Origin of the sequence: Methylotuvimicrobium sp. (assembly GCF_050611805.1) — a bacterium.
GTDB lineage: Bacteria > Pseudomonadota > Gammaproteobacteria > Methylococcales > Methylomonadaceae > Methylotuvimicrobium.
The window spans coordinates 1-25,464 of the sequence record NZ_JBNGHF010000058.1; the positions used below are offsets into that span (position 1 = coordinate 1).

Below are 25,464 nucleotides of genomic sequence, written 5' to 3' on the forward strand. Positions count from 1 at the left end.
CGTGCCGCTACTCGGCCTCGGTATGGGTTCCCACGGAGGACCGTGGGAACCAGGGCGTCTCCACCTCGTTCCCACGCTCCGGCGTGGGAATGCAGACCGGCGCTTCCGGTGCCGGCATGAGTTTCGTGCCGCTACTCGGCTTCGGTATGGGTTCCCACGGAGGACCGTGGGAACCAGGCGCACCCGGTGCTCCTCTCAGCCTTGTACCGGGCTGTCTACGACAAAGCGGTATTGCTTGCCGCAGTGCAGAATGACTTCTTTCTGCTTGCGCTTCAGGATTTTGACCTCAACCCGTATGTCGCCGAATCCGTCATGCAGCAAGACGTCGTCGAGCAGTTCGTTCAGTTTGGCTTTGACGGGTTCGGCAAAGATGCCGGTGTTTTGTGCTGTCATTTTTCCTTCCTCTTGTTCTCGCTGCCGCGCGTTTCGGTCTTGCGCGGGCAGGTTTTCTATTGTCGTCTTCTATGGCTACTCGTTCCCACGCTACGCGTGGGAATGCAGACCGATGCTTCCATACCCTTACTAGCCTCATACCAGTACTTGGTCTCGGTATGGGTTCCCACGGAGGACCGTGGGAACCAGGAACCAGAGGTGCTACGGCACTTGCAGCGCCAGTTTGTAGCCGCTTTGCCTGGCCTGTTGAAGCCAGTAGATCGCTTGTTCGCGCTGGTCCGGGTCGTCGCTGAGCGAATAGATGCGGTACAGCATGTATTGCGCATGGGCGTGGCCTTGTCTCGCCGCTTTATCGAACCATTGCGCGGCTGAAAACAAATCGCGCTCTCCCCCGAGTCCCATATAATGGAGTTCGCCGACCAATGCTTGGCTGTTCGCGTCGCCCCAGCGCGCCGAACGGTGACACCAGTCGAATGCCTTCGCGAAGTTGATGCGGCGTAATTTGTCGCCGTAACGATACGCATAGCAGTTTTCGGCCGCGATGTCGGCTTCCGAGTCCAGGCCGAAATGCGCGCAGCCGTTTAGTATCAAGCAGAGCCAAGCGATAAGAAGCGTTTTCAATCCGGATATCATAAGTCCGACTCTCTCAATTTGGCCGGCGCGCAGTATTCGCCGCATTCGGGCAAAGCCGGCTTGCTGCGTTCCGGCAACGGGTCCGGCTTGTAGGCCGCATCCGGCGCGTATTGATGGTATTGCCGGGTCGGATCGTAAGTTTCCCGCGCGTCGCCTTCGTTCAAAATATACGGTGTGATCAGCAAGACCATTTCCGACTTGCTGTCTTCGTCGACCGTCGAGCGGAAGACGTTGCCGATTATCGGTATGTCGGCCAGAAACGGTACCTTGCGCCGGTTTCTCGAAAAGCTGTCGCGGATCAGTCCGCCGACCGCGACCGTGTAGCCGTGTTTGGCGAAGATTTCGCCTTCCAGTCGCGCGGTCGTGATCGTATCGACCGGCAGGTTGACGACGCCGCCGATATTATCGGTGACCGGTATCACCGCCGCGCCTTCGTTCAGCGTCGCGTTTTCCTGTCGTAATTGAATATGGATGCTGCCGTCGCTGTTGATGTGCGGGATGATCTCCAGCGTCGTGCCGATTTCTTCCAGCTCGGTTTCCGGCGTCGTCACCGTGCGCGTGGTATTCAGGTTGTCAATCGCGTCGATCGAGTAGCCGCGCACCATGATGCGTTCTTCGCCGACGAACAACGTCGCCGGGCGGTGGTTCGAGGCGACGATCATCGGTTTGGAAACCACATTGATGCGGTTGTTACGCTCCAGCAGCTCGATGTTCGCCTTGATGTTTTCGCTGAGAAACTCGTAAATCAACGTGCCTCCGCCGGTGAACGGCGCCGCGCCGCCCATGATGATCGGATTCAGGCTGTCGCCGCTGAACGCGGTGTCCCGGAATTCGAGGCTGAATAACGACGAGAAGTCTTCGCCGACTTTGATGTCGATGATCTTCATTTCCAGCATCACTTGGGTTTGCGGGCGGTCCAGTTGCTCGACCAGGCTCGCGATCGATTTCAGCACCGATGTGTCGCTGGTTTTGACGATCAACAGGTTGTGTTCGGTATTGACGGTCACGAAGATGATCTTGTTTAATCCCGAGATTTGCGATAGCCGTTCGCCTTCGACTTGTTTACCGCCGTCCGCGGATAGGGCTTCGATCTGTTCGACCGTCAAGTCGTCGGGCAATTGTTCGCTTTGCGTTAGCGACATGCCGAAGCGTCCGCCGCCCGAGCGCGAATTGCCCGAAAAACCGCGTCCCCCGCTGCCTCCGACGCGACCGCCGAAGCGGTTGGACGATCGGCCGCCGCCGAAACCGCCGCTACGACCGCCTCCACCGAAGCCGCCGCTACGAGCGCCTCCGCCGAAGCCTCCCCGTCCACTGGAAGATCCCCCAAAGCCGCCTCCCATCATCATGCTGTTGCCGTAAGACACTTGGACCCGGTTGCCGTACAAATCCTCGATCGCCATCGCGATCGCGATCACATTCGGATTGCGCAATTGGAACACGCGGATCGAGTCGTCTTGTCCGACGACCAGGTCTTTGCTGTATTGTTCTTTGGTCATCAACCGGTAGGTGCCGTTGACGCCGTCGTCGCGCCGATACCACAAGCCGCTGATACGGCAGATCGCGCGTATCGCTTCTTCGAGCGTCACTTTTTTTAAAAACACCGTCACTTCTTTGTTACCGGCTTCCGGTGTCGCGACGATGTTGACCTGAGCGTCCTCGGATAGCACCCGGATGATGTCGGTGACTTTAGAGCCTTTGAATTCCAGTTCTTGTATTTCGAAAGGCATTGCGAAAGCGGTCATCGGCGAGAGCGTCATTAGCAGAATGACGCCTATGTGTCCGATGTCTTTTTTAAATCTGTTCAATAACACTCTGATAAGAATCTTGCTGCCCATTTTTGTTATGTTCATAAAACGAGCCGCCAGGCAAATACTAACCGCATCGTGGGGCCCTCCCCCATAAGGGCGCATAGTGTAAGTCAGTAATATCGGGCTTGTCTTTAGGAATAAATCCCGAATATTCACGCCGCTGATTCCTGGCGTTTTTGAGGATAAAGTCTCGTTATTCAGATTTAGAAGAATTCGAGATTAAATTGACAGTAAGCTGGAAATTATCAGGGCAGTAGGTTGTATTGGGCGTCCGCCTCGTTTCTATGTTCCGGCGTGGGAATGCAGACCGGCGCTTCCGGTGCCGGCATGAGTTTCGTGTCTGTACTGGGCTTCGGTATGGGTTCCCACGGAGGACCGTGGGAACCAGGGAAGGGAATTATCAGGGCAGTAGGTTGTATTGGGCGTCCGCCTCGTTCCCACGCTCCGGCGTGGGAATGCATACCGGAGTTTCCGTGCCGGCATGTGTTTCGTGCTTGTACTCGGCCTCGGCCTCGGTATGGGTTCCCACGGAGGACCGTGGGAACCAGGGAAGCTTCACCTCGTTCCCACGCTCCGGCGTGGGAATGCAGACCGGCGCTTCCGGTGCCGGCATGAGTTTCGTGTCTGTACTGGGCTTCGGTATGGGTTCCCACGGAGGACCGTGGGAACCAGGGAAGGGAATTATCAGGGCAGTAGGTTGTATTGGGCGTCCGCCTCGTTCCCACGCTCCGGCGTGGGAATGCATACCGGAGTTTCCGTGCCGGCATGTGTTTCGTGCTTGTACTGGGCCTCGGGATGGGTTCCCACGGAGGCCCGTGGGAACCAGGGGTTACCTAGTTCGCCGACTTGCTCTGGGCAGAACTGAGCGTTTTGCGTAGTTCATTTTCGCATTCCTGTAGTTGAACGACCGCTTCGCTGCGCATTTTTTTGCCTTGATCGGCAATTTGCAGGCTTTCTTCGATCGTCTCGATCAAGGTGCGATTGGCTTGTTTGATCGTTTCAATATCGAATACGCCGCGTTCGATTTGTTTGCGCGTTTCGGCGTTGGCTTGCTTGAGCGTTTCGGCGTTGGCGGTTAGTAAGTCGTTGGTCAAATCGGTCGCGGCCTTAACAGTCTGCGCGGCTTGAGACGAGCGGAATATCGTCACGGCGGTCGCCAATTGTTGACGCCATAACGGCACTGTGTTGACCAGCGTCGAGCTGATCTTGCTGACTAGGCCTTTATCGTTCTCTTGCACCAGGCGGATGCTGGGTAGGCTTTGCATCGAAACCTGGCGGGTCAGGCGTAGGTCGTGAACTCGGCGTTCCAGGTCGTCGCGGGCCGAGCGCAGGTCGCGCAGTTGTTGCGCGGCGATGATTTCTTGTCCGGCTTCGGCTTGTTGTTGCCGCTGCGGAATGATTTCTTCATCGAGCCTGCGTAATTGTTCTTCGCCGGCGGCGATATAATCCTCGAGCGTGTGAAAGTATTCCAAATTGGCTTGATAGAGCCGGTCGAGCGATGTGATGTCGGTGAGTAGTTCGGTTTTGTGGCGCTCCAGCTTGTCGCTGATCGTATCGATTTGTTTTCGGACTTCTTCGTATTGCTGCAAAAACTTGACGACGGGTTTGGCTTTGCCGAATAGTTTCGCCATAAAGCTCGGCTTTTTGTTCGGATCGAGATCGTCGACATCGAAGCCGCGTAGTGTCGCGACCATTTCATTGAGGTCGTTGCCGGCCGGGCCGATGTCTTTGTTTTTGACGCCATCGAGCATGCGGTCGGAAATCGATGTCAGTTGTTCTTGGGCCTTGCTGCCGAAGAACAGTATCGAATGGGTATCGTTTATGTCGATTTCTTGTAGCAATTGTTCGACTTGTTCCCTTTTTTCTGGCGGGGCGGCTTGATAGGAAATGATGTCTGTCGACATTCCGGGGATCGGCTCGTTCGATTCTGTTGCGGTCGCTGTGGATAAAGGTTGATCAGTCATGGAGGGTACCTGTGTTGTCAGAAAGCATTACAGTATGCCTTCCCGTTTGAGTTGCGCGGTCAATACCTCGATTTTGACATCGAGATCGAAAATGTCGTCTTCAAGCAGTTTTTGCTGTTGTTCCAGAAACGATGTTTCGATCGTTTCGAGAACATTGCGAAAGTTTTGTTCCAATTGGGCGGGTTCTAGTTGGCCGAGTTGGAGTTGACTATGCGTTTTGGCATAACCTTCGGTGACTTGCATCGCGCCGTCGAGATAGACATTGAGAAATTTTCGGGCCCTTCGAAAATCGCGCGGATCGGCTTCGATTTGGGCGATTATGTTGTCGGCGATTTCGCAGATTCGTTCAATGCGGTTATTGAATTCGTGATTGCGGATTTTGCTGCCGGCTTGCTCGATACGCCGAATCATGCCGTGAGATTCGGCAAGCGCTTTGCCGAGTTCTTCGCCCGAATAGCCCTGAGCGCCTTGTGTGCTTTTGGCTTTGGGGTCGAAACCGTAACTTAAAAACATGCCCAAAAACGCTCCGCTTGCGTATGCTGCCGCGACCGGTAAGGTTTGCCGTGCGCCGAGCCAGGCAAGCATGCCGGTCGTCAATGCGGTAATGATAGCGGCAAGCAATTTTAATGGATACTTCGTTGCTGAGGCCATCGGTCTTTGTCGATGCCGCGCTTCGGCTTGAAGCCCTTTGCGCAAGCACCAGGCCGAGAATAGGTACAAGGTATAAGCTGTGGCGTTGACGAGGATCGCGGTCAAATGGCCTTTGGCCAGCGCAATCACGATTGCCGGCAGTAGTGCGATCGGCAGAAAATAGAGCAACAAGCCCCTTGGCGAGTATTTTTGCAAGGCGTCCGAGGTAAAGCGCTTGGGCTTTCGAAAGTTTTGGCTTTGCGTCATTGTTTGGATTGCGAAAGCAGCAGTTGATCGAATACCGGTTCGGCTTTAAGCATCGATTGACACGTTGCCAAGCCTATTGTTGTCAACAGCAACACGAATCCGAGTAATTTTCTGAAAAAACCTGACATGAACGGCGACTCCGCATGGGTAAACGGCATCAGTTTAACTTAGCCGGTAAGTTGCTGACAAACTCCTCGGTATATTAGATTTCGGCGAGTCTTTGCCAGGCTTTTGACGGTCCGCCGATTTAGCGGTTTTTCAAGCCCTAAATCTACAGTAGAATGCCGAAAAGACGAGAGGCATTACCGCCGATATCGAATTGACAAGCAAATGATGCAGATATTTAAACGACCGAAAAAAATAACGCTTTGGAATTCTTATCACCCGGTAGGGGCTTGGTTACTGTTGCTTGTGTTGGCGGCATGGTCTGTGCGCGAACTCAGTGAATTGCAACAGCTGATGAAGTTCAATGCGATGATTCGACAGCCTGACACGATTGTGCTTGCCGGCGACAATTTGCCGCCCGAAGTTATTTTTGCCAAAGCCGTTGAGCTCAATAGGGAAGGGGATTTTCAACAAGCCTTGCGGCTTTATTTACAAATAGAGCCGCTTGTCGATGCCGGTTTTCGTGTCGATGTGAAATACAACATGGGCGCGATTTATTTGCAGCAGGCGGCCAAGTTATGGAATGCCAAGGGTGTTTGGGAATATGGGCAAATCAATACGTTGCTGGATTTGGCCGAGCAAGCCTTTAAACAGGTGTTGGCGGTCGAGCCTGAGCATTGGCAGGCGCGCTACAATCTTGAATTCGCTCTGCGCATTCGTCCGCCCGCCAAGGAAGAGGAAAAAGCCGACTGGCAAGGTCATAAAAGTAGCGTGCATGCGATTATGCCGGGTATTCCGGAAGGCGGGCCTTAATGATGCTTAAGGATAAGCGCCTTTGGTTTTTGATGTTGCCCGCTGCCTTGTTGTTACTTGCTTTGTTTAAACCGACTATTCCACTTCGCAAGGACAGCTATAATCTGATTTTTGTCATCGATATCACGCAAAGTATGAATGCGCGCGATTACCATGTCGACGGTATGCCGTCGGACCGTCTTTCGTTTGTTAAGGAAAGTTTGAAAGAGGTGATATCGGCCTTGCCTTGTCAATCGCATGTAGGTTTGGGTCTGTTTACCACAAAAAATAGTTTTTTGTTGTTCGAGCCGCTCGAAGTGTGCGAACACTATTCGGTCATTGAAGAAAGTCTAATGAAAATCGATTGGCGCATGGCTTGGGCTGCGGATAGTCATATCGCTAGAGGCTTATATACGAGTCTTCGCGAAGCCGCAAAAATCGCTTCAAGTCCCAGTCTGGTTTTTTTTACCGATGGGCAGCAAACGCCTGAGTCTGTCAAAGAGCCGAGATTCCTGCTTGAGCGAGGTAAGGTTAAAGGTTTGTTGGTCGGGGTCGGTAATCTATTGTCGGTTCCGATTCCTAAATACGATCAAAACAACATTCAAACCGGCTATTGGCAAGTCGATGAAGCGGATAGGCGTGTCCGCAAAGGGCAGGCTTCATCGGGAGAGTATTTGACGTCGGTTAAAGAACAGGTTCTGCAACGCTTGGCCGGAATTACAGGCCTGCACTATCATCACCTGGAAACGCCGGAGCAACTTAGTAGAGCATTGCGGGCCGTCGATCTTCGTCAGCAGCAAGTGGTTCGCTACGAATTAAGCTGGATTTTGGCGCTCATTGCATTGATGATTTTTAGCGGCCCTTATTTCAATGTTCGGCGCCTCATTTGGAGTGGTGCCAGCCGTTATCGTCCGGGAACTAAAAAGAAAAATCAGGGATAGTCGGGTGACGAAAAGTTGGCGTTCTTTCTGTGTGCGAGGACGATTGTATTTTTTATCAATAGGTTATGGGGTTCTTTTTTAGTTGGCTTTGTTATTGCTTGACAATAGCAAACTGTCGGAGAATTGTATGAAACCCATAATCGGATTGGTAATGATTTTGTTAAGCGCGGTCAATTTCGGCTGTACCGGTAATCATCGGGGCGAATCTGCAAGCAGTTTGCCTGATCGTGAGCAGACGGTCGGATTTTTTAGTAATATCCATACATTTATCAGGGATACCGAGCGAGGCGTTTATGATTTAATGTATGGCATTCGTGACGGAACCGACAGCTTTATTTATGATATTCAAAAAGACTATTATGAAAACTATCAAAAATGAAGCCGGCGGTGTTTGCGTTCGTTACCGATCAATCGATAGTGTGGTCTATACTTAAAGGCTATTTTAAATTCAACAGGCAATAATCATGGAAATCAAATCAAAATTTCTTGGCGAACAACGCGTCGACCCCGATACTATCATCGTTTTTCCGAAAGGCATTCCCGGTTTTGAAGATCAAACCCGGTTTAAGCTTTTCCATCAGGAAGATAATCCGATTATTTTTTGGTTGCAATCCGTCGATGACGAAGATTTGACGTTTTCCGCGGCCAATCCTGTCGACTTCAATATCAATTACAGTTTTGTTTTGACTGACGAAGAGCAAACCTTGCTTGAGTTGAGTAGTCCGGACGAATTAGCTGTACTGATTCTATTGCATACCGACGAAAATGACGAAGAGTCGGGTAAGCCTACCATCAAAGGCTCGATCAAATCGCCGATTCTGATCAATGTCAACTCGAGAAAAGGTATTCAAAAAGTATTGGTTCAAGTTGAGCAAAGCATCACCTTAACCGAAAAAAATCATGAAATCGACTTTTCGGAAGCATAGATAAGGCTTTATCCTCAGCCATGAGTCTATTAAGAACGAGCATGAAATAAGTTAGACAACTGTTGGAAGGGGGGCTCGATTGACAGGTGTCGGTCTCAGGACGCCGGATCTTCCGGAGTGTCTTTCCCAAGCTGGAGCTCTCATCGTTATACATAAATTGTAGGGTACGCTGCGCGTACCAAAGCCGTGCCCTGGCGGTTCGGTTGGCACATGAATATCGCGGGGTTACCATGGTACGCACAGCGTACCCTACGCGGTTCGTCTAGCGTTAGGTGATCCGCTAATGTTAAGTGACAATAAAGGGTATCGAGGTCTCATTGGCTAAGATTGCAAAAGGGTAATTTTTGACTTATGTATACCCGTCGTAGATCAAAATTCGGCGCCTGGGTGTCCGCTAAAGGACGCCGTGAATAAGTCCATGTAGGCAAAGCTTTTATGAACGCCATGGATGGCGTGAATGTCGATTTTGCAGGAGCGAAAATCGACCGGACACCCAGGCACCTACTCTGGCGCTGCCGAAATTTGAAGTGCGAAAAATATATAACGATGAGAGCTGGGGCTTGGGAAAGAGCGTGATACGGGTTGGCCGTTTTTAGCTTGATGCGTATGGTAAACTAACCCGCTTGCAAGGCTCATTGTTTCGGGAAATTACAGTGGTCGCACATCAAATTTCGGTTTTTTTATCCCCTCGTCCTAGCCTTCTCCCGGAGGGAGAAGGTACTGAAGTGCCGAAATATAATGTGCAATTAAGTATATTTGGCGCCGAATTTAAGCCGACTGAATAGGAATGATATGACTGGAGCGAGTGATTTCGTTTTTGTCATTGAAATAGAGCAAGGTAGGCTTGTAATCGGCTAGCTCTTGTTGGTCCAGGATGGCGTAGGCGCAAACGATGATGATGTCGCCCGGGCAGGCTAAACGAGCCGCAGCGCCATTAACCGAAAAAATGCGCGATCCGGCCTCAGCTTTGATTGCGTAGGTTGTAAAGCGCTCGCCGTTATTGATATTGTAGATTTGAATCTGCTCATACTCCCTAATGCCGGCTCGATCCAAAATGTCACTATCGATCGCGCAAGAACCTTCGTAACCTAATTCGGAGTAGGTCACGGTCGCCCTGTGTAGCTTGGCTTTAAGCATTGTAGTTTGCATACTATTTACAAGATAAATTCTTTTAGAAACCGGGCATTATCGCTTAATAGAGAGTGCTCTTCAACTTATACTTCGCGCGGCCACATTTTCGGTTTTTTAACGCGCTCTTTTGTCCGGTAGCTACGTTACCTACATGGATGTAGGTAAGGGGCGTGAGCAGGAGCGGAAGCTTTGCGAAAACAGTTACATAGCTTGCTATGCGCCTGTTTTCGCGCCTTGCTACCGAACAAAATAGCATATTGCCATAAAAGCCGAAAACATGACCGCGCGAAGTATAAAAATATCGCTTGAAGATTGCCCGCGGTCATAATGGCGTTTTTGAAAAATAAACATTATCGATCAGGCGGGTTTTTCCCAGTCTTGCTGCCGCAAGTATAACCAACTCCATGTCATCGGCGCCGGCCGGCATTAAACTTGACTGACGGCATACCGAAAAATACTCGGGTTGTAATCCGGCTTCCCGCAATGACAGCATAAACCTTTTTTCAAGCGCCGGGTAGTTTTGTTCGCCCGCTAATATCCGATCGCGCGCCTGGCATAATGAACGATAAAGGACGGGGGCTGCAAGTCTTTCTTCTGCTGACAGGTAGCCGTTACGCGAGCTCATTGCCAAGCCGTCAGCTTCTCTAACCGTTTCGATGCTGCGAATTTCGACCGGAATGTTCAGGTCTCTAACCAATGCGCGGATTATGGTCAGTTGTTGAAAATCCTTTTCGCCGAAGAATGCCAGATCCGGTTGCACGATGTTGAATAGCTTGCAAACGATAGTCGCGACGCCGTCGAAGTGGCCGACTCTTGTTTTGCCGCAATGCAAGTCCGATAACCCGGATACGGAGATCGAAGTTCTATGGTTTTCAGGATAAATTTCCGAGACCGAAGGTAAAAAAAGTAGATCGATACCGATGGTATCAAGTTTTTTAGCGTCTTCCGATTCGGTTCTGGGATAGTGGTCAAAATCCTCGCCGACACCGAATTGCGTCGGATTGACAAAAAGGCTGACTACCACTTTATCGGCGCATTCCTTGGCTTTTTTAACCAATTGTAAATGCCCGTCATGTAAGTTGCCCATCGTCGGCACAAAGGCCACGGAGTAGCCGGCTTTTCGCAACGGTTTTAGCGTGTCGCGCAATGCTTCGATTGTTGTGACTGTCGACAGGCTCATTGAAAGCTGTGCTCTTCGCCCGGAAAGGCGCCTTGCTTGACGGCTTCATGAAAATTTTTTATGGCCATTTCGATACTGGACGCATCTTGCATGAAATTTTTAGAAAAACGGGGTCGCTTGGCGATGCCGATATCTAAAATATCGTAAAGTACTAGGACTTGTCCGTCGCAATCGGCTCCGGCGCCGATGCCGATTACCGGAATCGTCAATTGCCGGGTGATTTCTTCGGCCAGGATCGCCGGGACGCATTCGAGCACCAATAATGCCGCGCCGGCTTTTTCCAGTCGGCAGGCATCGGCGATCATTTGGTCGGCCGCGGATCGTTCGCGCCCCTGTATTTTGTAGCCGCCTAGGCGATTGATCGATTGCGGAAGCAAGCCCAAGTGCCCGCAGACGGGGACTCCGTTCTCGGATAAGAATTCGACCAGGTCGATTTTCGGGCCTTCCAATTTGACCATTTGTACGCCGCCGGTTTGCATTAATCGAGCGGCGTTGTCGGCGGCTTGTTCCTTGCCGGCGTAGCTCATAAAAGGCATGTCGGCTATCACGAATGCCCGCTGCCGACCGCGAGCCACGCAAGCGGCATGATAGGCCATGTCTTCGATACTGACCGGAACCGTCGTCGATTGACCTTGTATGACCATGCCTAGCGAGTCGCCGACCAGAAGGATATCGATGCCTACTTTATCGAGCAGTGCGCTGAAGCTGGCATCGTAAGCGGTCAGGCAGCTGATTTTTTCGCCGCGCTGCTTCATCGATTGAAGATCGGTGATCGTCAATGGTTTGCTTAGAGAAGCGGAAGAATAATTATTCACTTAGGTCAATCGATATAGGTCGTTTTTAGGGCACTTCGCGATTAAATCGGTCAGTTTGCCGAGCCCCGGAATCGACAGATCCGGCGCGATTTCATATAAAGGATATAAAACAAAGGCGCGTTCGGCAATGCCGATATGAGGAACGGTGAGGTCGGTGACTTCAATTTGCCGGTCCCCGTAAAGCAAAAGGTCAAGATCCAGTGTTCTGGCGCCCCAGCGTTCGCCTGTTCGAATCCTCCCTTGAGACCGTTCCACGGCTTGTAATTGTCGTAGCAAGTCGATTGCCGGCAATGATGTTGTAATGGCCATCACCGCGTTGACATAATCGGGTTGATCCTGAGGGCCCATCGGTGGGTTGCGGTAAAGGCTCGAAAATCCGGTTTCCTTTATAGTCGGTAATGACGCGAGGGTTTGTCTGGCGGTCATTAGTTGTTCTGCAGGCCGGTCGAGATTGCTGCCTAGACCGATAAAGGCCGTTACGAAGTCGTTGTTATTCATCATTAATAGAGGCTAAAAATCTTAGTCTTTCGCAGTATCGGTATTGCCCGGTTTATTGGGCCTTGGTCGACTCCGCTTAAGCGGTTTGCGATTCGATTTTTGTGCCGGCTGAGTCATTTTTTTTTGTTCGGATTCGCCGGCAGCTTGAAATTGGGTCCACCATTCGCCGAGCTCAGGATCCACGCCTTCCGTTTCAATGCGCAACAATAAAAAATCGTAAGCTGCTCTGAATCTCGGATGATTTAACAAACGATAGGGTTTTGATCCTCGTCTTCGTTCAAATCTCGGTTGCAGGCTCCACACTTCGCGCATGGCTAAAGTAATCTGACGCGGTAACGAAATGCGCTTGACTTGTTCGGCAATCAACTCGTTAGCGGCGGCTTGAAAGGCAATATTTTCCGGAACGCCTTTTTCTATTTGCTCTTCGGCATAGGTTTTTACCGCGTCCCATAAAAACGCCGCGAATAAAAAATAAGCGGTAACGGTCTTGCCTTCGGCGACTCGGGAATCTGAGTTTTCCAAAGCCCTGACCAGAAAGAGTCTTGGAAAGCCTTGTTCTTCGACGGACAAACTGCGCTCGACCGCCGGGAACAAAATTTGAAATAAACCGTAATGGCGAAGCATTTCAAAAGTTTGTAAGGCATGGCCTGATAGAAATAGCTTTATTGCCTCGTCGAATAAACGAGCAGGAGGAATGTGATACAGTAGCTCGGCAAGGTCGGCTATCGGTTTCTCGCAGTCAGGATGCAGGGTAAAGCCGAGTTTAACGGCAAACCGGATCGCTCTCAGCATGCGTACCGGATCTTCCCGATAGCGGATTTCGGGGTCACCGATTAGACGTAATGTCCCAGTTGTATGATCGGCCATGCCCCCGACGTAATCGGTAACCGAAAAATCCCGAATATTGTAATAGAGCGAATTGACGGTGAAGTCGCGTCGCCAGACATCTTCTTCAATCGTACCGTAGATATTATCGCGCACCAATCTGCCTTCATCGTTGAGCAGTAGGTCGTCGTCCGGTACTTCTCCGGCATTGCCTCGAAATGTGGCGACTTCGATGATTTCACGCCCGAAATGCACATGCGCCAAGCGAAAGCGCCGGCCGACCAATCGGCAGTTGCGGAAAATTTTGCGCACCTGTTCGGGATGGGCATCGGTCACGACATCGAAATCCTTAGGCTCTCGGCCTAATAATAGGTCTCGAACGCAACCACCAACCAAATAGGCTTCAAAGCCGGACTTTTTGAGTCGGTATAGCACTTTCAAGGCATTCTCGCTAATTTGCGATCTTGAGATATTGTGCTCGGAACGAGAATAAATCCTAGGTGCTTCCGGCTGTGAAACACTGTCATCTTTCGCCGGTATTAACGGGGTTCCGGTGCTCGAGGAAATGATTTTTTTAAAAAAGTTTAAAATGGCCTTTGTCCTTGGTAACTTATAACGAGTTAACTTTTTACGAAAACCGTCACCCTGTCGATGTGTGGTCTTATGTTTTTTATTATGAAGATTGTTTGCCGTTTCCGGGTGAAAACATCTCTATGACGCAATCATAACATTTGAAGCAATTCAAGCTCAATCCGCACGATTCTTTTTACTTTCCCCTTTTGAATATAGTAGAATTTCGGCCAACAATAAGTTGCGTTAGTATTTTGTTGTAAAATCGGTGGCAGTACTAGGCTTGGCGCTTTTCCGAGACAAACAGTTCTTGTTCATAAAACTTAAACAGCATTGAGGTATTTCATGTTCAAAAAGATCATCAGCGGCTTAATCGACAGGCCTTTATTAACCAGCCTTTTTGTAACGGACTTGACGATTTTGCTGTTTCACAGACCGCCTTTTATATTTTCATTTTTAATGCTCGGAGCGTTAACCGTAATGAGTATGTATTTCGGTCAAAAACTGGCGCTGTTCAAGGAATAACGTTATTTTCGGCGACTCAATCAATAAAGCCGGCTGCTCCGAGATAAGGCCGGCTGGTTTTTTTCGCCGCATCGCGGCATTGCTTTACGATGGCTTACTTCTATTGGCGGTTCTTTTTGTGGCAACTGCCGCAGGCCTTCTTTTCAATCATGGCGAAGCATTCGCTTCGGATAATCTCTATTTTCACGCCTATTTAGTCTTGGTCAGCTATTTCTTTTTCGGTTGGTTTTGGACGCATGGCGGACAAACCTTGGGCCTTAAAGCCTGGAATCTCAAAATCCTCACCGAAGACTTTCAATCCATCACTTGGATGCAGGCAGCAATCCGATTTATTGGTGCGATACTTTCCTGGGGTGTTTTAGGATTAGGCTACATTTGGGTGTTAATCGATAAAGACAACCGGGCATGGCACGACCGGTTGTCGCGAACGGCGGTATTTTTCGTTCCGAAGCCTTAACCAAAGGCTATGTTCGCGTTAATAGTTGATACTGTTGAACTTAAAGCCAACATGAAGCCCCAGAATACAGCTCTGAATAACTTTCTTATTTTCAATATTACGCCAATGGTTGAAAGGAGGGTGCGGTTGCTCGATTGACAGGTGTCGGCGGCAGGGAAAGCCGCCGTCAAGCCTACATGGACGTATTTACCCAGCACCTAAATAAGCCATGATTTTTAATCATTGCCAAAGACCTATGGAATTTAGGTGCTGGGTTTACGACGTCCTGTCAGGCGAGTAATCGTACCCTCTTCCACGCTCAGTGTTTTGGAAAGCAATCATTGACTATTGACTAAATGGTTTATTTAGTAGGAAACAGAACCGTTTCAACTTCTAACGCGAACATAGCCTAACCAAAGCGCATTATCTAACCTTTCTGACCGCATATAGTGCCAATGAAAACACTACGGCACTCGGTAATACCGACATGAATGCCGGGTTTAAATGGTAGATCAAGCTTACATGACCGGTAATTTTATCGATAATGTTGAAGCTCATGCCGATAATGATACCGATCATCATTCGACTACCGGTACTGACGCCGCGTCTGACGCCAATGACAAAAGGCGTTGCTACCAGCAGCATTACGAAAATTACGAATGGATTGACAACCCGTCCCCAAAATGCCAATTCGAAGGTTTCTGATTTTTGTTTATTATCCTTTAAAAAATCGATATAAAGCGCAAGGTCATACAAGGATAAGTTCTCAGGTTTAACGACGACGACATTTAATAACTTGGGATCGATCGATGATTTCCATTGGCGGCTTTCGATTTGCTCCGTCTCGACTTGTTCTGTGGAAATGCTGCTTTGCTCGATGTTTTTCAATAGCCATTGCTTGTCTTGTTGAAAAAGTGCTTTACTCGCGGTTGTTGCCGTATGCAAAAAATTCCGGTCGTCTAAGTCGTAAATATAGATTTCGCTAAGATTGCCATTATCCTTGATTTCACGGACATTGATGAATTTCGATCCTTCACGTAACCATAAGCCGTATCGGCTTTGTGCGATGAAGTCCCTGTTTAAAGCGCTCATTTTCAGTATGCGAGCATTGCGCTCGGCAGTAGGCGCGAAAAATTCGCCCACCGCCACGGCAAAAACCGCGAGGATAGCGCCGGCCAGCATGGCCGATTTAACGATGCCGAGCACTGAAATGCCGGATGCGCGCATCGCGATCAGCTCCCGGTTATTGCCCATTGCGCCCAAGACAAATAGGCTCCCCAATAAGGCCGAAGACGGGACTAATTCATAGAGAACTCTTGGACTGGTTAATGCTAGGTACTTAAAGATTTCTTGTAGCCCATAGCTGCCTTTGCCCAAAGATTTTAATTCGTCGGTAAAAGTAAACAGATTAAATAGCGTCAGTAGCAAGACCAGTGCGATGAACGAACCCTTCAATACTTCTTTGACGATATAGCCGGTCAATACATTCACAATTTTACCTTTTCCTGAATTTTGATAAGCACATAACGCCAACTATAAAGTCTAACCAGTAACGCAACAGCCAGTATTGATAAGACCAAATCGACCCAAATTCCACCGAACCATAACGGTATTTTTTCTTTGACTAGCCAGCTATGATTGATGCGAGTTAGGTTGCCGTAACTGAAATATATTAAAAATGCCACGAACATATTGCCGTAAACGCCGCCCCTCGGGGAGATTTGTGCAAGTGGTACCGCAAGAAGCGCCAAGAAAACAAGACCGGTAGGTATGCTGAGTCGCCGGTGTAATTCGGCCAACTCACTAGGGGCTTTGTTTTTCCACAATTCCTTGGTCGGCATGGCTTCTAGGTTTAGCACAACCGCACGGTTTCTTTCTTCCAACCTGACCGCATATTCGGCGAATTCTTCTATCGTATAATTTGCTTCTCCCGGCTTGCCTAGGACTCTGCGGCCTTGCTCAAGAATCAAGTATAGACCGCCTTCCAAGTCTTCAAAACGTCCGGTTTCGGCACCGATAATCGCGGTTTGGCCACCTTTTCGGTGCTGCACGAAAACTTGTTGCATTATGTCATCGTCGTCAATCTGTTCGACATAAAAAACCAGGTCGCCATGCTGGTATTCGCTGAAGCGTCCTGCCGCTATGCCTCGGATATCGGCGGATTTTTCATCCTCGGCCATCATTTCCTTCGTGACGGTTTCGGCCCAAGGCCCCACATAAAACGATAAGCCGGTTGCAATTACGGCAAGCGGAAATGCCATGATAAACACCGAGCGATAAATCGATCCGGCTCCTCCGCCGGCGGAAAACATTGCCGACATTTCTTGATCTCGATACATTCGCCCGACCACCATCAATACCGCCATAAAAAATGCGGCCGGTAAAAAGGCAATCGAAGCCTCGATCATTTTTAAACCCAGAATATTCAGCAGCGTTTTGTTCGAAATGGCCCCTTCGATAGCCTTTTCCAGTATTCTGATAAAGCGTCGGCTGACAATGATTACGACGATAACCGACAGTACCGCCGTTAACGTTCGCGTTAAATCAGCCACGATCATGCTGTCCAGTACCGTGATTAGCGGCCTATGACGTGACTTGTATCCATTATTCCAATCAGTATTCAAAAAAACCGCTCCTAAAAATAGCCAAACACTAGTCGAAACCGACTCTTATGCCGATAGACAGACAAGCCATTTTCCACTTTGTAGAAAAATCGCTTGCTGTATAATCCATTATTATCGAAATTATGCTCGAAAGCGCTCTCAACTGCTTGAGGCTTATTATTTACAATTATTACACCTAATCAAGACATCGCACATTATGGACTATTCTATAGAAAGCCTTCCGTTAGACAAGCTGCAAACCGACTGCATTATTGTAGGCCTTTATGAAAATCTATCGCTTACCCCGTCTGCGTCTCATATAAACCAGTGTTCGCAAAACCTGATAAGCCGATTCATCGAACGCGGCGATTGCAAAGGGAAAGTTGGTGAAACCGCTTTGATTAATTGGTTGCCGGACACTTCTTTTGCGCGCGTACTGTTGGTCGGTCTTGGCAAGTCCGATGAAATGAACGGTAAAAACTATCGCAACGCTCTAGCCGCTGCGATAAAAGCCATCCGTGATTCAGGATTGAAATCAGCCGCCTGCACATTGACTGAAATCAATGTTGAGAAGCGCGATTTGACTTGGAAAACCCGCCAAATCGTCGAAGTCTTCGACGACGCGCTATACCAATTCAAGCATTGCAAGACTGTTATCGAAAATGAATATAAGACCGATCGTATCAGTATTGTAGTTTCCGAAAATCAACAAGCTGATGCCCAAACCGGTTTAATACAAGGACAAGCTATTGCCGGCGGGGTTTCACTGGCTAAGCAATTAGCGGATTTGCCGGGAAATATTTGCACGCCGACTTATCTAGCCGAGCAAGCGCAAAGCATTGCCGAACGATTTGCTTCGATGAGCGTAGAAATTTTGGAAGAAGCGGATATGGAAAAACTCGGCATGGGGGCCTTGTTGTCCGTGTCTCGGGGTAGTCGTCAGCCGGCCAAATTGATCGCGCTCAATTATCATGGCGGCGAAAAACACGGGAAACCGATCGTGTTGATCGGAAAAGGCTTGACCTTCGATGCCGGCGGTATTTCCTTGAAGCCGGGGCTTGGCATGGATGAAATGAAATACGATATGTGCGGAGGTGCGAGCGTTCTCGGGACTTTACAGGCCGCCGCGGAAATGCAGTTGCCGTTGAACATCGTAGGCTTGGTTCCCTCCTCGGAAAATTTACCGGACGGCGATGCGAATAAACCCGGCGATATTGTGACGAGTATGTCGGGCAAAACGATCGAAATTCTCAATACCGATGCGGAAGGGCGTTTGTTACTGTGCGACACACTGACGTATGCGCAAAAATTCGATCCGGAGGCGGTTATCGACCTAGCAACCCTAACCGGGGCCTGCATTGTTGCGTTAGGGCGTGTGCCGAGCGGTTTGTTCGGCAATGACGATGCGCTCTGTAACGATCTGGTTAAAGCCGGTGAGACGGCGAGCGACAGTGTTTGGCGCTTGCCGCTTTGGGAAGAGTATCAAGAATTGCTGAAATCCAACTTCGCCGACATGGCTAATATCGGCGGTAAGGATGCCGGCACGATTACCGCGGCCTGTTTTTTATCGAAGTATGCCGAAAACTTCCGCTGGGCGCATCTCGACATCGCAGGCACGGCTTGGCGCACCGGGTTGACCAAAGGCGCGACCGGACGGCCTGTCCCTTTGTTGACGCAATTTCTGTTGGACCGATGCCGAGCCTAACCTGTGCGTCAATGCCCGATATCGGTTTTTACATCTTGGCATCCCGGTCCGAACGCGATAGGCACTTATTCGCCTGTAAACTAACCGAAAAAGCCTATCGTAGCGGTCGGCTTTGCTACCTATTGACCGAAGATCCTCAGCAAAGTGCAATGCTTGACGATCTCCTTTGGACATTCAGACCCGGAAGCTTTGTACCGCATCAATTATACAACGGCATGGCGCCCGATAGGGCCAATGTCGTTCTGATCGGGCATCTTGGCGTACCCGACGATTGGCGCGATATAGTCATCAATCTGTCGAAACGCATTCCGGATAATTGGATGAATAGCGAACGCATCCTCGAAATATTGGACGATAGCGAAGAAAGCAAAAGCCCTGGTCGAATACGCTATCAACAATACCGCCAAGCCGGACTCTCCGTCGTTACGCATAAAATGTAATGCACCGGGCTTCAATGTCCAAGCCAACTTCTACCGATTTTTCTAAATACTAACAACGCATAAAAATGGACAAGACTTACGACCCTCATTCAATCGAACAACGCTGGTATCAGGCTTGGGAAGAAAATAATTATTTTGCGCCGCGGCAGGATGGCGAATCTTATTGCATCATGATTCCTCCGCCGAATGTCACCGGTAGCCTGCATATGGGCCATGCATTTCAAGACACGATCATGGATGCGTTGACGCGTTATCATCGAATGAAAGGTTGCAGCACGCTGTGGCAACCCGGAACGGATCATGCCGGCATCGCGACGCAAATGGTCGTCGAACGTCTGGTCGAGGCCGACGGTAAAACACGCCATGATTTCGGGCGAGAAGCCTTCATTGAGAAAATTTGGGAATGGAAAGAAGAGTCCGGCGGGACGATCATGCGCCAGTTGCGTCGAATGGGCTCGTCGCTGGATTGGTCGAGGGAGCGCTTTACGATGGACGAGGGCATGTCGGACGCCGTTCGCGAGGTATTCATTCGGCTTTATGAAGAAGGTCTGATTTATCGGGGCAAGCGCTTGGTCAATTGGGATCCGGTGCTACACACCGCCGTGTCTGATTTGGAAGTTTTATCCGAAGAGGAAAACGGATCGTTATGGCACATGCGTTATCCGCTGACCAACGGTACCGGTCATCTTGTTGTCGCGACAACACGCCCGGAAACCCTGCTTGGCGATGCCGCGGTTGCGATTCATCCGAATGACGAGCGCTATAAGCATTTGCTTGGCGAGTTTGTCGAACTGCCTTTGACCGGGCGGCGCATTCCGATCATCGCCGACGAATACGTCGATCCTGAGTTCGGTACCGGTTGCGTCAAAATCACCCCGGCTCATGATTTTAACGATTACGAAGTCTGGTTGCGACACCGCGATCAAAGCGTCATGCAGGCATTGCCGTATGGCGGGCTGATCAATATATTCACGGTCGATGCGCAAATCAGGGATAACAAGGACGATCCGGATCAACTAATACCGCATAAATATTTCGAGCTGGACCGTTTCGACGCGCGGAAACAGGTGGTTGCCGACCTCGAAGCTCAGGGCTTGCTCGAAAAAATCGAAGACCATAAGCTGATGGTGCCGCGCGGCGACCGCTCCGGCAGTGTGATCGAACCGTTCTTGACCGATCAATGGTATGTCAAAGTCGCGCCTTTGGCGGAGCCGGCTATCGAAGCGGTCGAAAACGGTACGATAAAATTCGTGCCGGATAACTGGAAGAATACCTATTTCGAGTGGATGCGCAATATCCAGGATTGGTGTATTTCGCGGCAAATCTGGTGGGGACATCGAATTCCCGCCTGGTACGACGACGAAGGTAATGTCTATGTCGGCCGTTCCGAACAGGAAGTCCGCTCGGTGCATAAGCTGGACGACGACTATCCGCTACGTCAAGATGAAGACGTGCTCGACACCTGGTTTTCATCCGCGCTTTGGCCTTTTTCGACTTTAGGTTGGCCGGAGAACACGCCGGAATTGGCCAAGCATTATCCGACCAGCGTACTGGTGACCGGTTTCGATATTATTTTCTTCTGGGTCGCTCGGATGATCATGATGGGCCTGAAATTTCAAGGTCAAGTACCTTTCAAGGAAGTCTATATACACGGCTTAATACGTGATGCCGAAGGGCAGAAAATGTCTAAGTCAAAAGGCAATGTGCTCGATCCGATCGACTTGATCGACGGTATCGACCTGGAATCGTTGGTGCAAAAACGCATCTCTGGCATGATGCAGCCGCATTTAGCCAAGAAAATCGAAGCCGCGACGCGTAAACATTTTCCCGACGGTATACCTTCGTTCGGTACCGATGCGTTGCGCTTCACGTTCGCGTCATTGGCGTCGACCGGTCGCGATATTCGTTTCGATTTGGCGCGCACAGAAGGTTATCGTAATTTCTGTAATAAACTATGGAATGCCGCGCGCTTCGTGCTGATGAATACCGAAGGCCAGGATAACGGACTAGACGATGCCGATTGCGAATATAGTCTGGCGGATCGCTGGATAAGCTCCCGTTTGAATGAAGTGACCGCAACGATTCGCCGCGATATCGAGACTTATCGTTTCGACTTGACGGCTCAAGCGATATACGAATTTACTTGGAACGAATATTGCGATTGGTATTTGGAATTGGCCAAAATATCGCTGCAATCGGGCAGCGAAGCTCAGCAACGAGGAACGCGTAAATCGTTATTGTCCGTTTTGGAGCAAATTTTGCGGTTGGCTCATCCGCTAATGCCTTTCATTACCGAGGAAATTTGGCAGCGCATCGCGCCGATGATCGGCGTTCATGAGGCGACCATCATGCTTCAGCCATATCCGGAATCCGATGCTGAGCAAATCGATAAGGCTGCCGTGCATGAAATCGATTGGATCATGAGTTTTATTTTAGGTGTGCGCAGAATTCGCGGCGAAATGAATATTGCTCCAGGAAAACCTTTGTCGGTATTGCTGCAAAACGGCTTAGATCAGGACCGTAATTTTGTCGAGAATAATCGAGGCTATTTGGAAAAGTTGGGGCGGTTGGAAAAAATTGAATGGCTAACTCAAGGTGATGCCGAGCCCGAGTCCGCAATTGCCTTGGTCGGCGATATGAAAATTTTGATACCGATGGCGGGGTTGATCGACAAAGAAGCCGAATCGGTCCGATTAAACAAGGAAATTCAACGCATCAGCAAGGAATTACCGAGGATCGAAGGCAAGCTTAATAATCCGTCCTTTACCGATAAAGCACCGGCTGAGGTAGTCGATAAAGAAAAACATAAACTCATCGAGTTACGATCTACACTTAACAATTTGGAAGCACAATTGATAAAGATAAAGGCACTTTAATAAGGGGCAAGGTTCAAGTGTCAAGGAGAAAGGGGCAAGGTGGAACTTATATCTTGAACCTTAAACTTTAAACCTTGAACCTTGAACCTTGAACCTTGAACCTTGAATCTTGAACCTTGAACCTCAAACCTCATCTATGGCAACAGATTTAATCGACCTGCCGATTGGCGGGCTACCGAAATGTTTGGTACAAGCCGGCCTGATTACCGAGGCGGATATGCAGTTGCATATGCAGGCAGCGAAGAAAGCCAAATTACCGCTAATCAGTTATTTGGTGACCAATAAATTGGTTGACAGTAAATCCGTAACAGCCAAAGCTTCCAAAGAATTCGGTATTCCGCAGCTCGATCTCGACGCGCTCGATATTCGTGCTTTGCCGGTCAATTTAGTTAGCGAAAAACTGATCAGAAAGCATCATGTTTTACCCTTGCTTAAGCGCGGAAACCGGTTGTTTTTGGCGGTTTCCGACCCCGGCAATTTTCAAGCACAGGACGAGATAAAGTTTCATACGCGCCTGAATATCGACACGATTCTGGTCGAAGAAGATAAATTGTCTAAGGCTATCGAGACGTCGCTGGAAGCTGCCGATACCACGATGACCGATTTACTGGATTCCGATCTGGATAATCTCGAAATTACCGGCGGCGATCAGGAGCCGGCCGGAGACGAGGCAGCAAGTGATGTGGACGATGCGCCTATCGTTCGCTTCGTGAATAAAATTTTGCTCGATTCGATTAAAAAAGGGGTTTCGGACATTCATCTTGAGCCTTATGAAAAAAGCTTTCGAATTCGATTTCGTGCAGACGGCATGCTGTATGAAGTGGCAAGTCCGCCTCCCAATATCTCGGCCCGGATTATTTCTCGTATCAAGGTCATGGCTAAAATGGATATCGCCGAACGGCGTGTTCCTCAAGACGGACGGATTAAGATGGCGTTGTCGAAAAATCGGGCAATCGATTTTCGGGTCAATAGTTGTCCGACTTTGTTCGGTGAAAAAGTCGTACTGCGTATTCTCGATCCGACCAGCGCGCAAATCGGCATCGAAAAACTAGGTTTTGAACCCGTCCAACAACAACGATTTCTAGAGGCGATCAACCGGCCTTATGGTATGGTTTTGGTAACAGGGCCTACAGGTAGCGGTAAAACCGTTACCCTTTACACAGGCTTGAATCTGCTAAATAGCGTCGAACGGAATATATCGACTGCCGAGGATCCGGTTGAAATTACGGTGCCGGGTATCAATCAGGTCAATATGAATCCAAAAGCCGGGTTAACCTTTGCCGGTGCCTTGAGGGCTTTTCTTCGGCAAGATCCGGATATCATCATGGTCGGTGAGATACGGGATTTGGAAACCGCCGAGATTGCTGTCAAGGCCGCACAAACGGGCCACTTGGTATTGTCTACGCTGCACACTAACGATGCGCCGCAAACGTTAAATCGACTCGTGCAAATGGGCGTGCCGCCGTTTAACATAGTTTCGGCGGTACATTTGATCATGGCTCAACGTCTTGCTAGACGCTTATGCGAATATTGTAAGGTCAAATCCGATTTACCGGATTCGGTGTTGATTTCTGCCGGTTTCAAAGAAGAAGATCTAGCTAAGATTAAAATTTTTACGGCCAATCCTGCCGGTTGCGAACATTGCACTAGCGGTTACAAAGGACGGGTCGGCATTTATCAGGTTATGCCGATCAGCGAAAACATGCGGAAACTGATTCTGGAAGGCGGCAATACCATGCAATTGGCCGAACAAGCCAAAGCCGAAGGCATCAACGACCTGCGCGCGTCCGGTCTTGAAAAAGTCTGTCAAGGCATCACTAGCCTGGAAGAAATCGACCGGGTCACTAAGGAGTAATTATGTCTGAACAAGTCGAACAAATTGATTTCATCTGGGATGGCAAAGATAAAAGCGGGAAACGCACCAAGGGAGACATCTCCGCGAAATCCGAAACGATTGCGCGGAGCGAATTGCGCAAAATGGGCGTGCGCGTCATTAGCGTCAAGAAAAAACCCAAGCCTTTGTTCGGCACGCGTGTCAAAGCCATTACGCCAGGCGATATCGCTATTTTCAGCCGGCAACTCGCGACGATGCTCGAAGCGGGGGTGCCGTTGGTACAATCGTTCGATATCATCGGGAGAGGCCATGAAAACCCCAGTATGCAAAAGATGTTACTAGACATCAAGGCGGATATCGAAGGCGGCGATACTTTGGCCGAAGCGCTGAAAAGAAGACCGATTTATTTCGATGAACTTTTTTGTAATCTGGTCGAATCGGGCGAGCAGGCTGGGGTGCTTGAGACATTGCTCGATAAAATAGCGACCTATAAAGAAAAAACCGAATCGCTCAAGAAAAAAATCAAAAAAGCGTTGACCTATCCGATTGCAGTGCTGGTTGTCGCGTTTGTCGTCACCGCCATTTTGCTGATTTTCGTTGTGCCGGTGTTTGAAGAGTTGTTTCAGGGCTTCGGAGCCGATCTTCCCGCTTTCACGAAGATGGTTATCAATCTTTCCGAATGGATGCAGGAATGGTGGTGGATAATGGTCGGTAGTATCGTAGCGATTGTCTATACGTTTAATTATTTCCATAAACGCTCAAGGCCGTTCAATCATTTTCTGGACAGAACCTTACTAAAAATACCGGTTGTCGGGTTGATCTTGAATAAATCGGCCATCGCGCGCTTCTCCAGAACGCTGTCGACGATGTCCGCTGCCGGCGTCCCATTGGTCGAAGCGCTGGAATCGGTAGCGGGGGCTTGTGGAAACATCATTTATGCCGATGCCGTGTTGAAGATGCGCGAAGATGTTGCGACCGGCCAACGCTTGCAATTTGCCATGCAGCAGACCGTTTTGTTCCCGCACATGGTGATCCAAATGGTCGCAATCGGTGAGGAATCCGGTTCGATCGATACGATGCTGAGCAAGGTTGCCGATTTTTACGAAGAAGAGGTCGATAATTTGGTAGACAATCTCAGCAGCTTGATGGAGCCGTTGATCATGTCGGTGCTGGGTGTCTTGGTCGGCGGCTTGATCGTTGCGATGTACCTGCCGATCTTTAAAATGGGCGCGGCAGTGGGTTAGGGTTGGTTAGCAGTAAGGATTTCGTGAAAAATAACTTCCTGGAGCTATGAGTTTTGTAGCGGGTTCGGTAACTCGCTTGACAGGACGCCGTGAATACATCCGTGTAGGCTTGACGGCGGCTTTCCCTGCCGCCGACACCTGTCAATCGAGCCACCGAACCCCCTCCCAGAAGTTGTCGAAGTTATTTCATGCTCGTTCCTTACCTTTCATTAAAAATAGGGAAGTTATTTATGACCAAATCTTAAGCAGTTAGCAGTTAGCAGTTAGCAGTGAAAGGTGAAAGGTGAAAGGTGAAAGGTGAAAGGTGAAAGGTGAAAGGTGAA

Annotated in this window: 24 protein-coding genes; 11 read left to right on the plus strand and 13 right to left on the minus strand. The window is 49.6% G+C overall.

The genetic code is table 11. The features are described 5' to 3' along the window. Window positions 1-195: 195 nt before the first annotated feature. The 6 genes from ACRJJO_RS19060 to ACRJJO_RS19085 form a co-directional block, all read right to left on the minus strand. Window positions 196-393 (minus strand): hypothetical protein, encoded by a 198-nt coding sequence (locus ACRJJO_RS19060; protein ID WP_404357766.1) that lies wholly within the window; start codon window positions 391-393, stop codon window positions 196-198. 201 nt (window positions 394-594) lie between these two features. Then, entirely contained in the window at window positions 595-1,014 is a 420-nt protein-coding gene (locus ACRJJO_RS19065) for a tetratricopeptide repeat protein (protein ID WP_431067193.1), read from the minus strand. A gap of 8 nt (window positions 1,015-1,022) precedes the next feature. Continuing rightward, window positions 1,023-2,876: a type II secretion system protein GspD gene (locus ACRJJO_RS19070; protein WP_431067194.1), complete on the minus strand. Its 1,854-nt coding sequence runs from the start codon at window positions 2,874-2,876 to the stop codon at window positions 1,023-1,025. A 791-nt stretch (window positions 2,877-3,667) separates the two neighbouring features. Next, complete coding sequence (locus tag ACRJJO_RS19075) at window positions 3,668-4,798, minus strand: toxic anion resistance protein (protein WP_431067195.1); 1,131 nt, start codon at window positions 4,796-4,798, stop codon at window positions 3,668-3,670. A 27-nt stretch (window positions 4,799-4,825) separates the two neighbouring features. After that, the gene (locus tag ACRJJO_RS19080; RefSeq protein ID WP_431067196.1) at window positions 4,826-5,695 is read right to left on the minus strand and encodes a 5-bromo-4-chloroindolyl phosphate hydrolysis family protein; all 870 of its coding nucleotides are present in this window, start codon (window positions 5,693-5,695) and stop codon (window positions 4,826-4,828) included. Next, on the minus strand, window positions 5,692-5,853 hold the full coding sequence (locus tag ACRJJO_RS19085; protein WP_431067197.1) for a hypothetical protein: 162 nt from the start codon (window positions 5,851-5,853) through the stop codon (window positions 5,692-5,694). Before ACRJJO_RS19085 ends, ACRJJO_RS19080 begins: the two co-directional genes overlap by 4 nt. A gap of 175 nt (window positions 5,854-6,028) precedes the next feature. Between ACRJJO_RS19085 and ACRJJO_RS19090 the strand changes: the two genes are divergently transcribed. The 4 genes from ACRJJO_RS19090 to fliW all read left to right on the plus strand — a co-directional run bounded on the left by ACRJJO_RS19090 (window position 6,029) and on the right by fliW (window position 8,459). Beyond that, window positions 6,029-6,613, plus strand: a complete 585-nt coding sequence (locus tag ACRJJO_RS19090; protein ID WP_431067198.1) for an MxaK protein — start codon at window positions 6,029-6,031, stop codon at window positions 6,611-6,613. Beyond that, entirely contained in the window at window positions 6,613-7,533 is a 921-nt protein-coding gene (locus ACRJJO_RS19095) for a vWA domain-containing protein (RefSeq protein WP_431067199.1), read from the plus strand. Before ACRJJO_RS19090 ends, ACRJJO_RS19095 begins: the two co-directional genes overlap by 1 nt. 127 nt (window positions 7,534-7,660) lie before the next feature. Then, window positions 7,661-7,912, plus strand: coding sequence for a hypothetical protein (locus ACRJJO_RS19100; protein ID WP_431067200.1), 252 nt, complete (start codon window positions 7,661-7,663; stop codon window positions 7,910-7,912). 85 nt (window positions 7,913-7,997) lie between these two features. Continuing rightward, window positions 7,998-8,459 (plus strand): flagellar assembly protein FliW, encoded by a 462-nt coding sequence (gene fliW, locus ACRJJO_RS19105; protein WP_431067201.1) that lies wholly within the window; start codon window positions 7,998-8,000, stop codon window positions 8,457-8,459. 768 nt (window positions 8,460-9,227) lie between these two features. Here the strand turns inward: fliW and panD are convergent. From panD to pcnB, 5 genes are all read right to left on the minus strand, one after another. After that, window positions 9,228-9,608 carry an aspartate 1-decarboxylase gene (gene panD, locus ACRJJO_RS19110; RefSeq protein ID WP_341326212.1) on the minus strand — a complete coding sequence of 127 codons (381 nt, stop codon included), beginning with the start codon at window positions 9,606-9,608 and terminating at the stop codon, window positions 9,228-9,230. 304 nt (window positions 9,609-9,912) lie between these two features. Continuing rightward, a complete protein-coding gene (gene panC / locus ACRJJO_RS19115; RefSeq protein ID WP_431067211.1) occupies window positions 9,913-10,764 on the minus strand; it encodes a pantoate--beta-alanine ligase in 852 nt (283 codons plus the stop codon). A 2-nt stretch (window positions 10,765-10,766) separates the two neighbouring features. Further along, window positions 10,767-11,585 (minus strand): 3-methyl-2-oxobutanoate hydroxymethyltransferase, encoded by an 819-nt coding sequence (gene panB / locus ACRJJO_RS19120; protein ID WP_431067202.1) that lies wholly within the window; start codon window positions 11,583-11,585, stop codon window positions 10,767-10,769. Continuing rightward, complete coding sequence (gene folK, locus ACRJJO_RS19125; RefSeq protein WP_431067203.1) at window positions 11,586-12,086, minus strand: 2-amino-4-hydroxy-6-hydroxymethyldihydropteridine diphosphokinase; 501 nt, start codon at window positions 12,084-12,086, stop codon at window positions 11,586-11,588. 18 nt (window positions 12,087-12,104) lie between these two features. Beyond that, a complete protein-coding gene (pcnB, locus tag ACRJJO_RS19130; protein ID WP_431067212.1) occupies window positions 12,105-13,499 on the minus strand; it encodes a polynucleotide adenylyltransferase PcnB in 1,395 nt (464 codons plus the stop codon). A 324-nt stretch (window positions 13,500-13,823) separates the two neighbouring features. Between pcnB and ACRJJO_RS19135 the strand changes: the two genes are divergently transcribed. Beyond that, window positions 13,824-14,003 (plus strand): hypothetical protein, encoded by a 180-nt coding sequence (locus ACRJJO_RS19135; protein WP_404357745.1) that lies wholly within the window; start codon window positions 13,824-13,826, stop codon window positions 14,001-14,003. 43 nt (window positions 14,004-14,046) lie between these two features. Beyond that, window positions 14,047-14,460, plus strand: coding sequence for an RDD family protein (locus tag ACRJJO_RS19140; RefSeq protein ID WP_431067213.1), 414 nt, complete (start codon window positions 14,047-14,049; stop codon window positions 14,458-14,460). A 402-nt stretch (window positions 14,461-14,862) separates the two neighbouring features. On the opposite strand, the gene lptG is transcribed toward ACRJJO_RS19140, so the two are convergent. Both lptG and lptF read right to left on the minus strand, forming a co-directional pair. Further along, window positions 14,863-15,930: an LPS export ABC transporter permease LptG gene (gene lptG, locus ACRJJO_RS19145; RefSeq protein ID WP_431067204.1), complete on the minus strand. Its 1,068-nt coding sequence runs from the start codon at window positions 15,928-15,930 to the stop codon at window positions 14,863-14,865. Continuing rightward, complete coding sequence (lptF, locus tag ACRJJO_RS19150) at window positions 15,927-17,063, minus strand: LPS export ABC transporter permease LptF (protein WP_431067205.1); 1,137 nt, start codon at window positions 17,061-17,063, stop codon at window positions 15,927-15,929. Before lptF ends, lptG begins: the two co-directional genes overlap by 4 nt. A 196-nt stretch (window positions 17,064-17,259) precedes the next feature. Here lptF and ACRJJO_RS19155 point away from each other — a divergent pair, with 196 nt between their 5' ends. The 5 genes from ACRJJO_RS19155 (at window position 17,260) to ACRJJO_RS19175 (ending at window position 25,141) form a co-directional block, all read left to right on the plus strand. Then, window positions 17,260-18,747, plus strand: coding sequence for a leucyl aminopeptidase (locus ACRJJO_RS19155; protein ID WP_431067206.1), 1,488 nt, complete (start codon window positions 17,260-17,262; stop codon window positions 18,745-18,747). 11 nt (window positions 18,748-18,758) lie between these two features. Continuing rightward, complete coding sequence (locus ACRJJO_RS19160) at window positions 18,759-19,187, plus strand: DNA polymerase III subunit chi (protein ID WP_431067207.1); 429 nt, start codon at window positions 18,759-18,761, stop codon at window positions 19,185-19,187. 65 nt (window positions 19,188-19,252) lie between these two features. Then, complete coding sequence (locus ACRJJO_RS19165) at window positions 19,253-22,063, plus strand: valine--tRNA ligase (protein WP_431067208.1); 2,811 nt, start codon at window positions 19,253-19,255, stop codon at window positions 22,061-22,063. A gap of 136 nt (window positions 22,064-22,199) precedes the next feature. Further along, window positions 22,200-23,918, plus strand: coding sequence for a type IV-A pilus assembly ATPase PilB (gene pilB, locus ACRJJO_RS19170; protein ID WP_431067209.1), 1,719 nt, complete (start codon window positions 22,200-22,202; stop codon window positions 23,916-23,918). Between the two features lie 2 nt (window positions 23,919-23,920). Beyond that, window positions 23,921-25,141, plus strand: coding sequence for a type II secretion system F family protein (locus tag ACRJJO_RS19175; RefSeq protein ID WP_431067210.1), 1,221 nt, complete (start codon window positions 23,921-23,923; stop codon window positions 25,139-25,141). The last annotated feature ends 323 nt before the right edge of the window (window positions 25,142-25,464 follow it).

Coding starts and splice junctions, on each gene's coding strand:
- ACRJJO_RS19075 (WP_431067195.1), bottom strand. CDS start 4,798: ATGACTGATCAACCTTTATCCACAGCGACCGCAACAGAATCGAACGAG.
- pilB (WP_431067209.1), top strand. CDS start 22,200: ATGGCAACAGATTTAATCGACCTGCCGATTGGCGGGCTACCGAAATGT.
- ACRJJO_RS19100 (WP_431067200.1), top strand. CDS start 7,661: ATGAAACCCATAATCGGATTGGTAATGATTTTGTTAAGCGCGGTCAAT.
- ACRJJO_RS19070 (WP_431067194.1), bottom strand. CDS start 2,876: ATGAACATAACAAAAATGGGCAGCAAGATTCTTATCAGAGTGTTATTG.
- ACRJJO_RS19090 (WP_431067198.1), top strand. CDS start 6,029: ATGCAGATATTTAAACGACCGAAAAAAATAACGCTTTGGAATTCTTAT.
- panD (WP_341326212.1), bottom strand. CDS start 9,608: ATGCAAACTACAATGCTTAAAGCCAAGCTACACAGGGCGACCGTGACC.
- ACRJJO_RS19135 (WP_404357745.1), top strand. CDS start 13,824: ATGTTCAAAAAGATCATCAGCGGCTTAATCGACAGGCCTTTATTAACC.
- ACRJJO_RS19160 (WP_431067207.1), top strand. CDS start 18,759: ATGCCCGATATCGGTTTTTACATCTTGGCATCCCGGTCCGAACGCGAT.
- ACRJJO_RS19085 (WP_431067197.1), bottom strand. CDS start 5,853: ATGCCGTTTACCCATGCGGAGTCGCCGTTCATGTCAGGTTTTTTCAGA.
- ACRJJO_RS19080 (WP_431067196.1), bottom strand. CDS start 5,695: ATGACGCAAAGCCAAAACTTTCGAAAGCCCAAGCGCTTTACCTCGGAC.
- fliW (WP_431067201.1), top strand. CDS start 7,998: ATGGAAATCAAATCAAAATTTCTTGGCGAACAACGCGTCGACCCCGAT.
- folK (WP_431067203.1), bottom strand. CDS start 12,086: ATGATGAATAACAACGACTTCGTAACGGCCTTTATCGGTCTAGGCAGC.
- ACRJJO_RS19060 (WP_404357766.1), bottom strand. CDS start 393: ATGACAGCACAAAACACCGGCATCTTTGCCGAACCCGTCAAAGCCAAA.
- ACRJJO_RS19175 (WP_431067210.1), top strand. CDS start 23,921: ATGTCTGAACAAGTCGAACAAATTGATTTCATCTGGGATGGCAAAGAT.
- ACRJJO_RS19155 (WP_431067206.1), top strand. CDS start 17,260: ATGGACTATTCTATAGAAAGCCTTCCGTTAGACAAGCTGCAAACCGAC.
- ACRJJO_RS19095 (WP_431067199.1), top strand. CDS start 6,613: ATGATGCTTAAGGATAAGCGCCTTTGGTTTTTGATGTTGCCCGCTGCC.
- ACRJJO_RS19165 (WP_431067208.1), top strand. CDS start 19,253: ATGGACAAGACTTACGACCCTCATTCAATCGAACAACGCTGGTATCAG.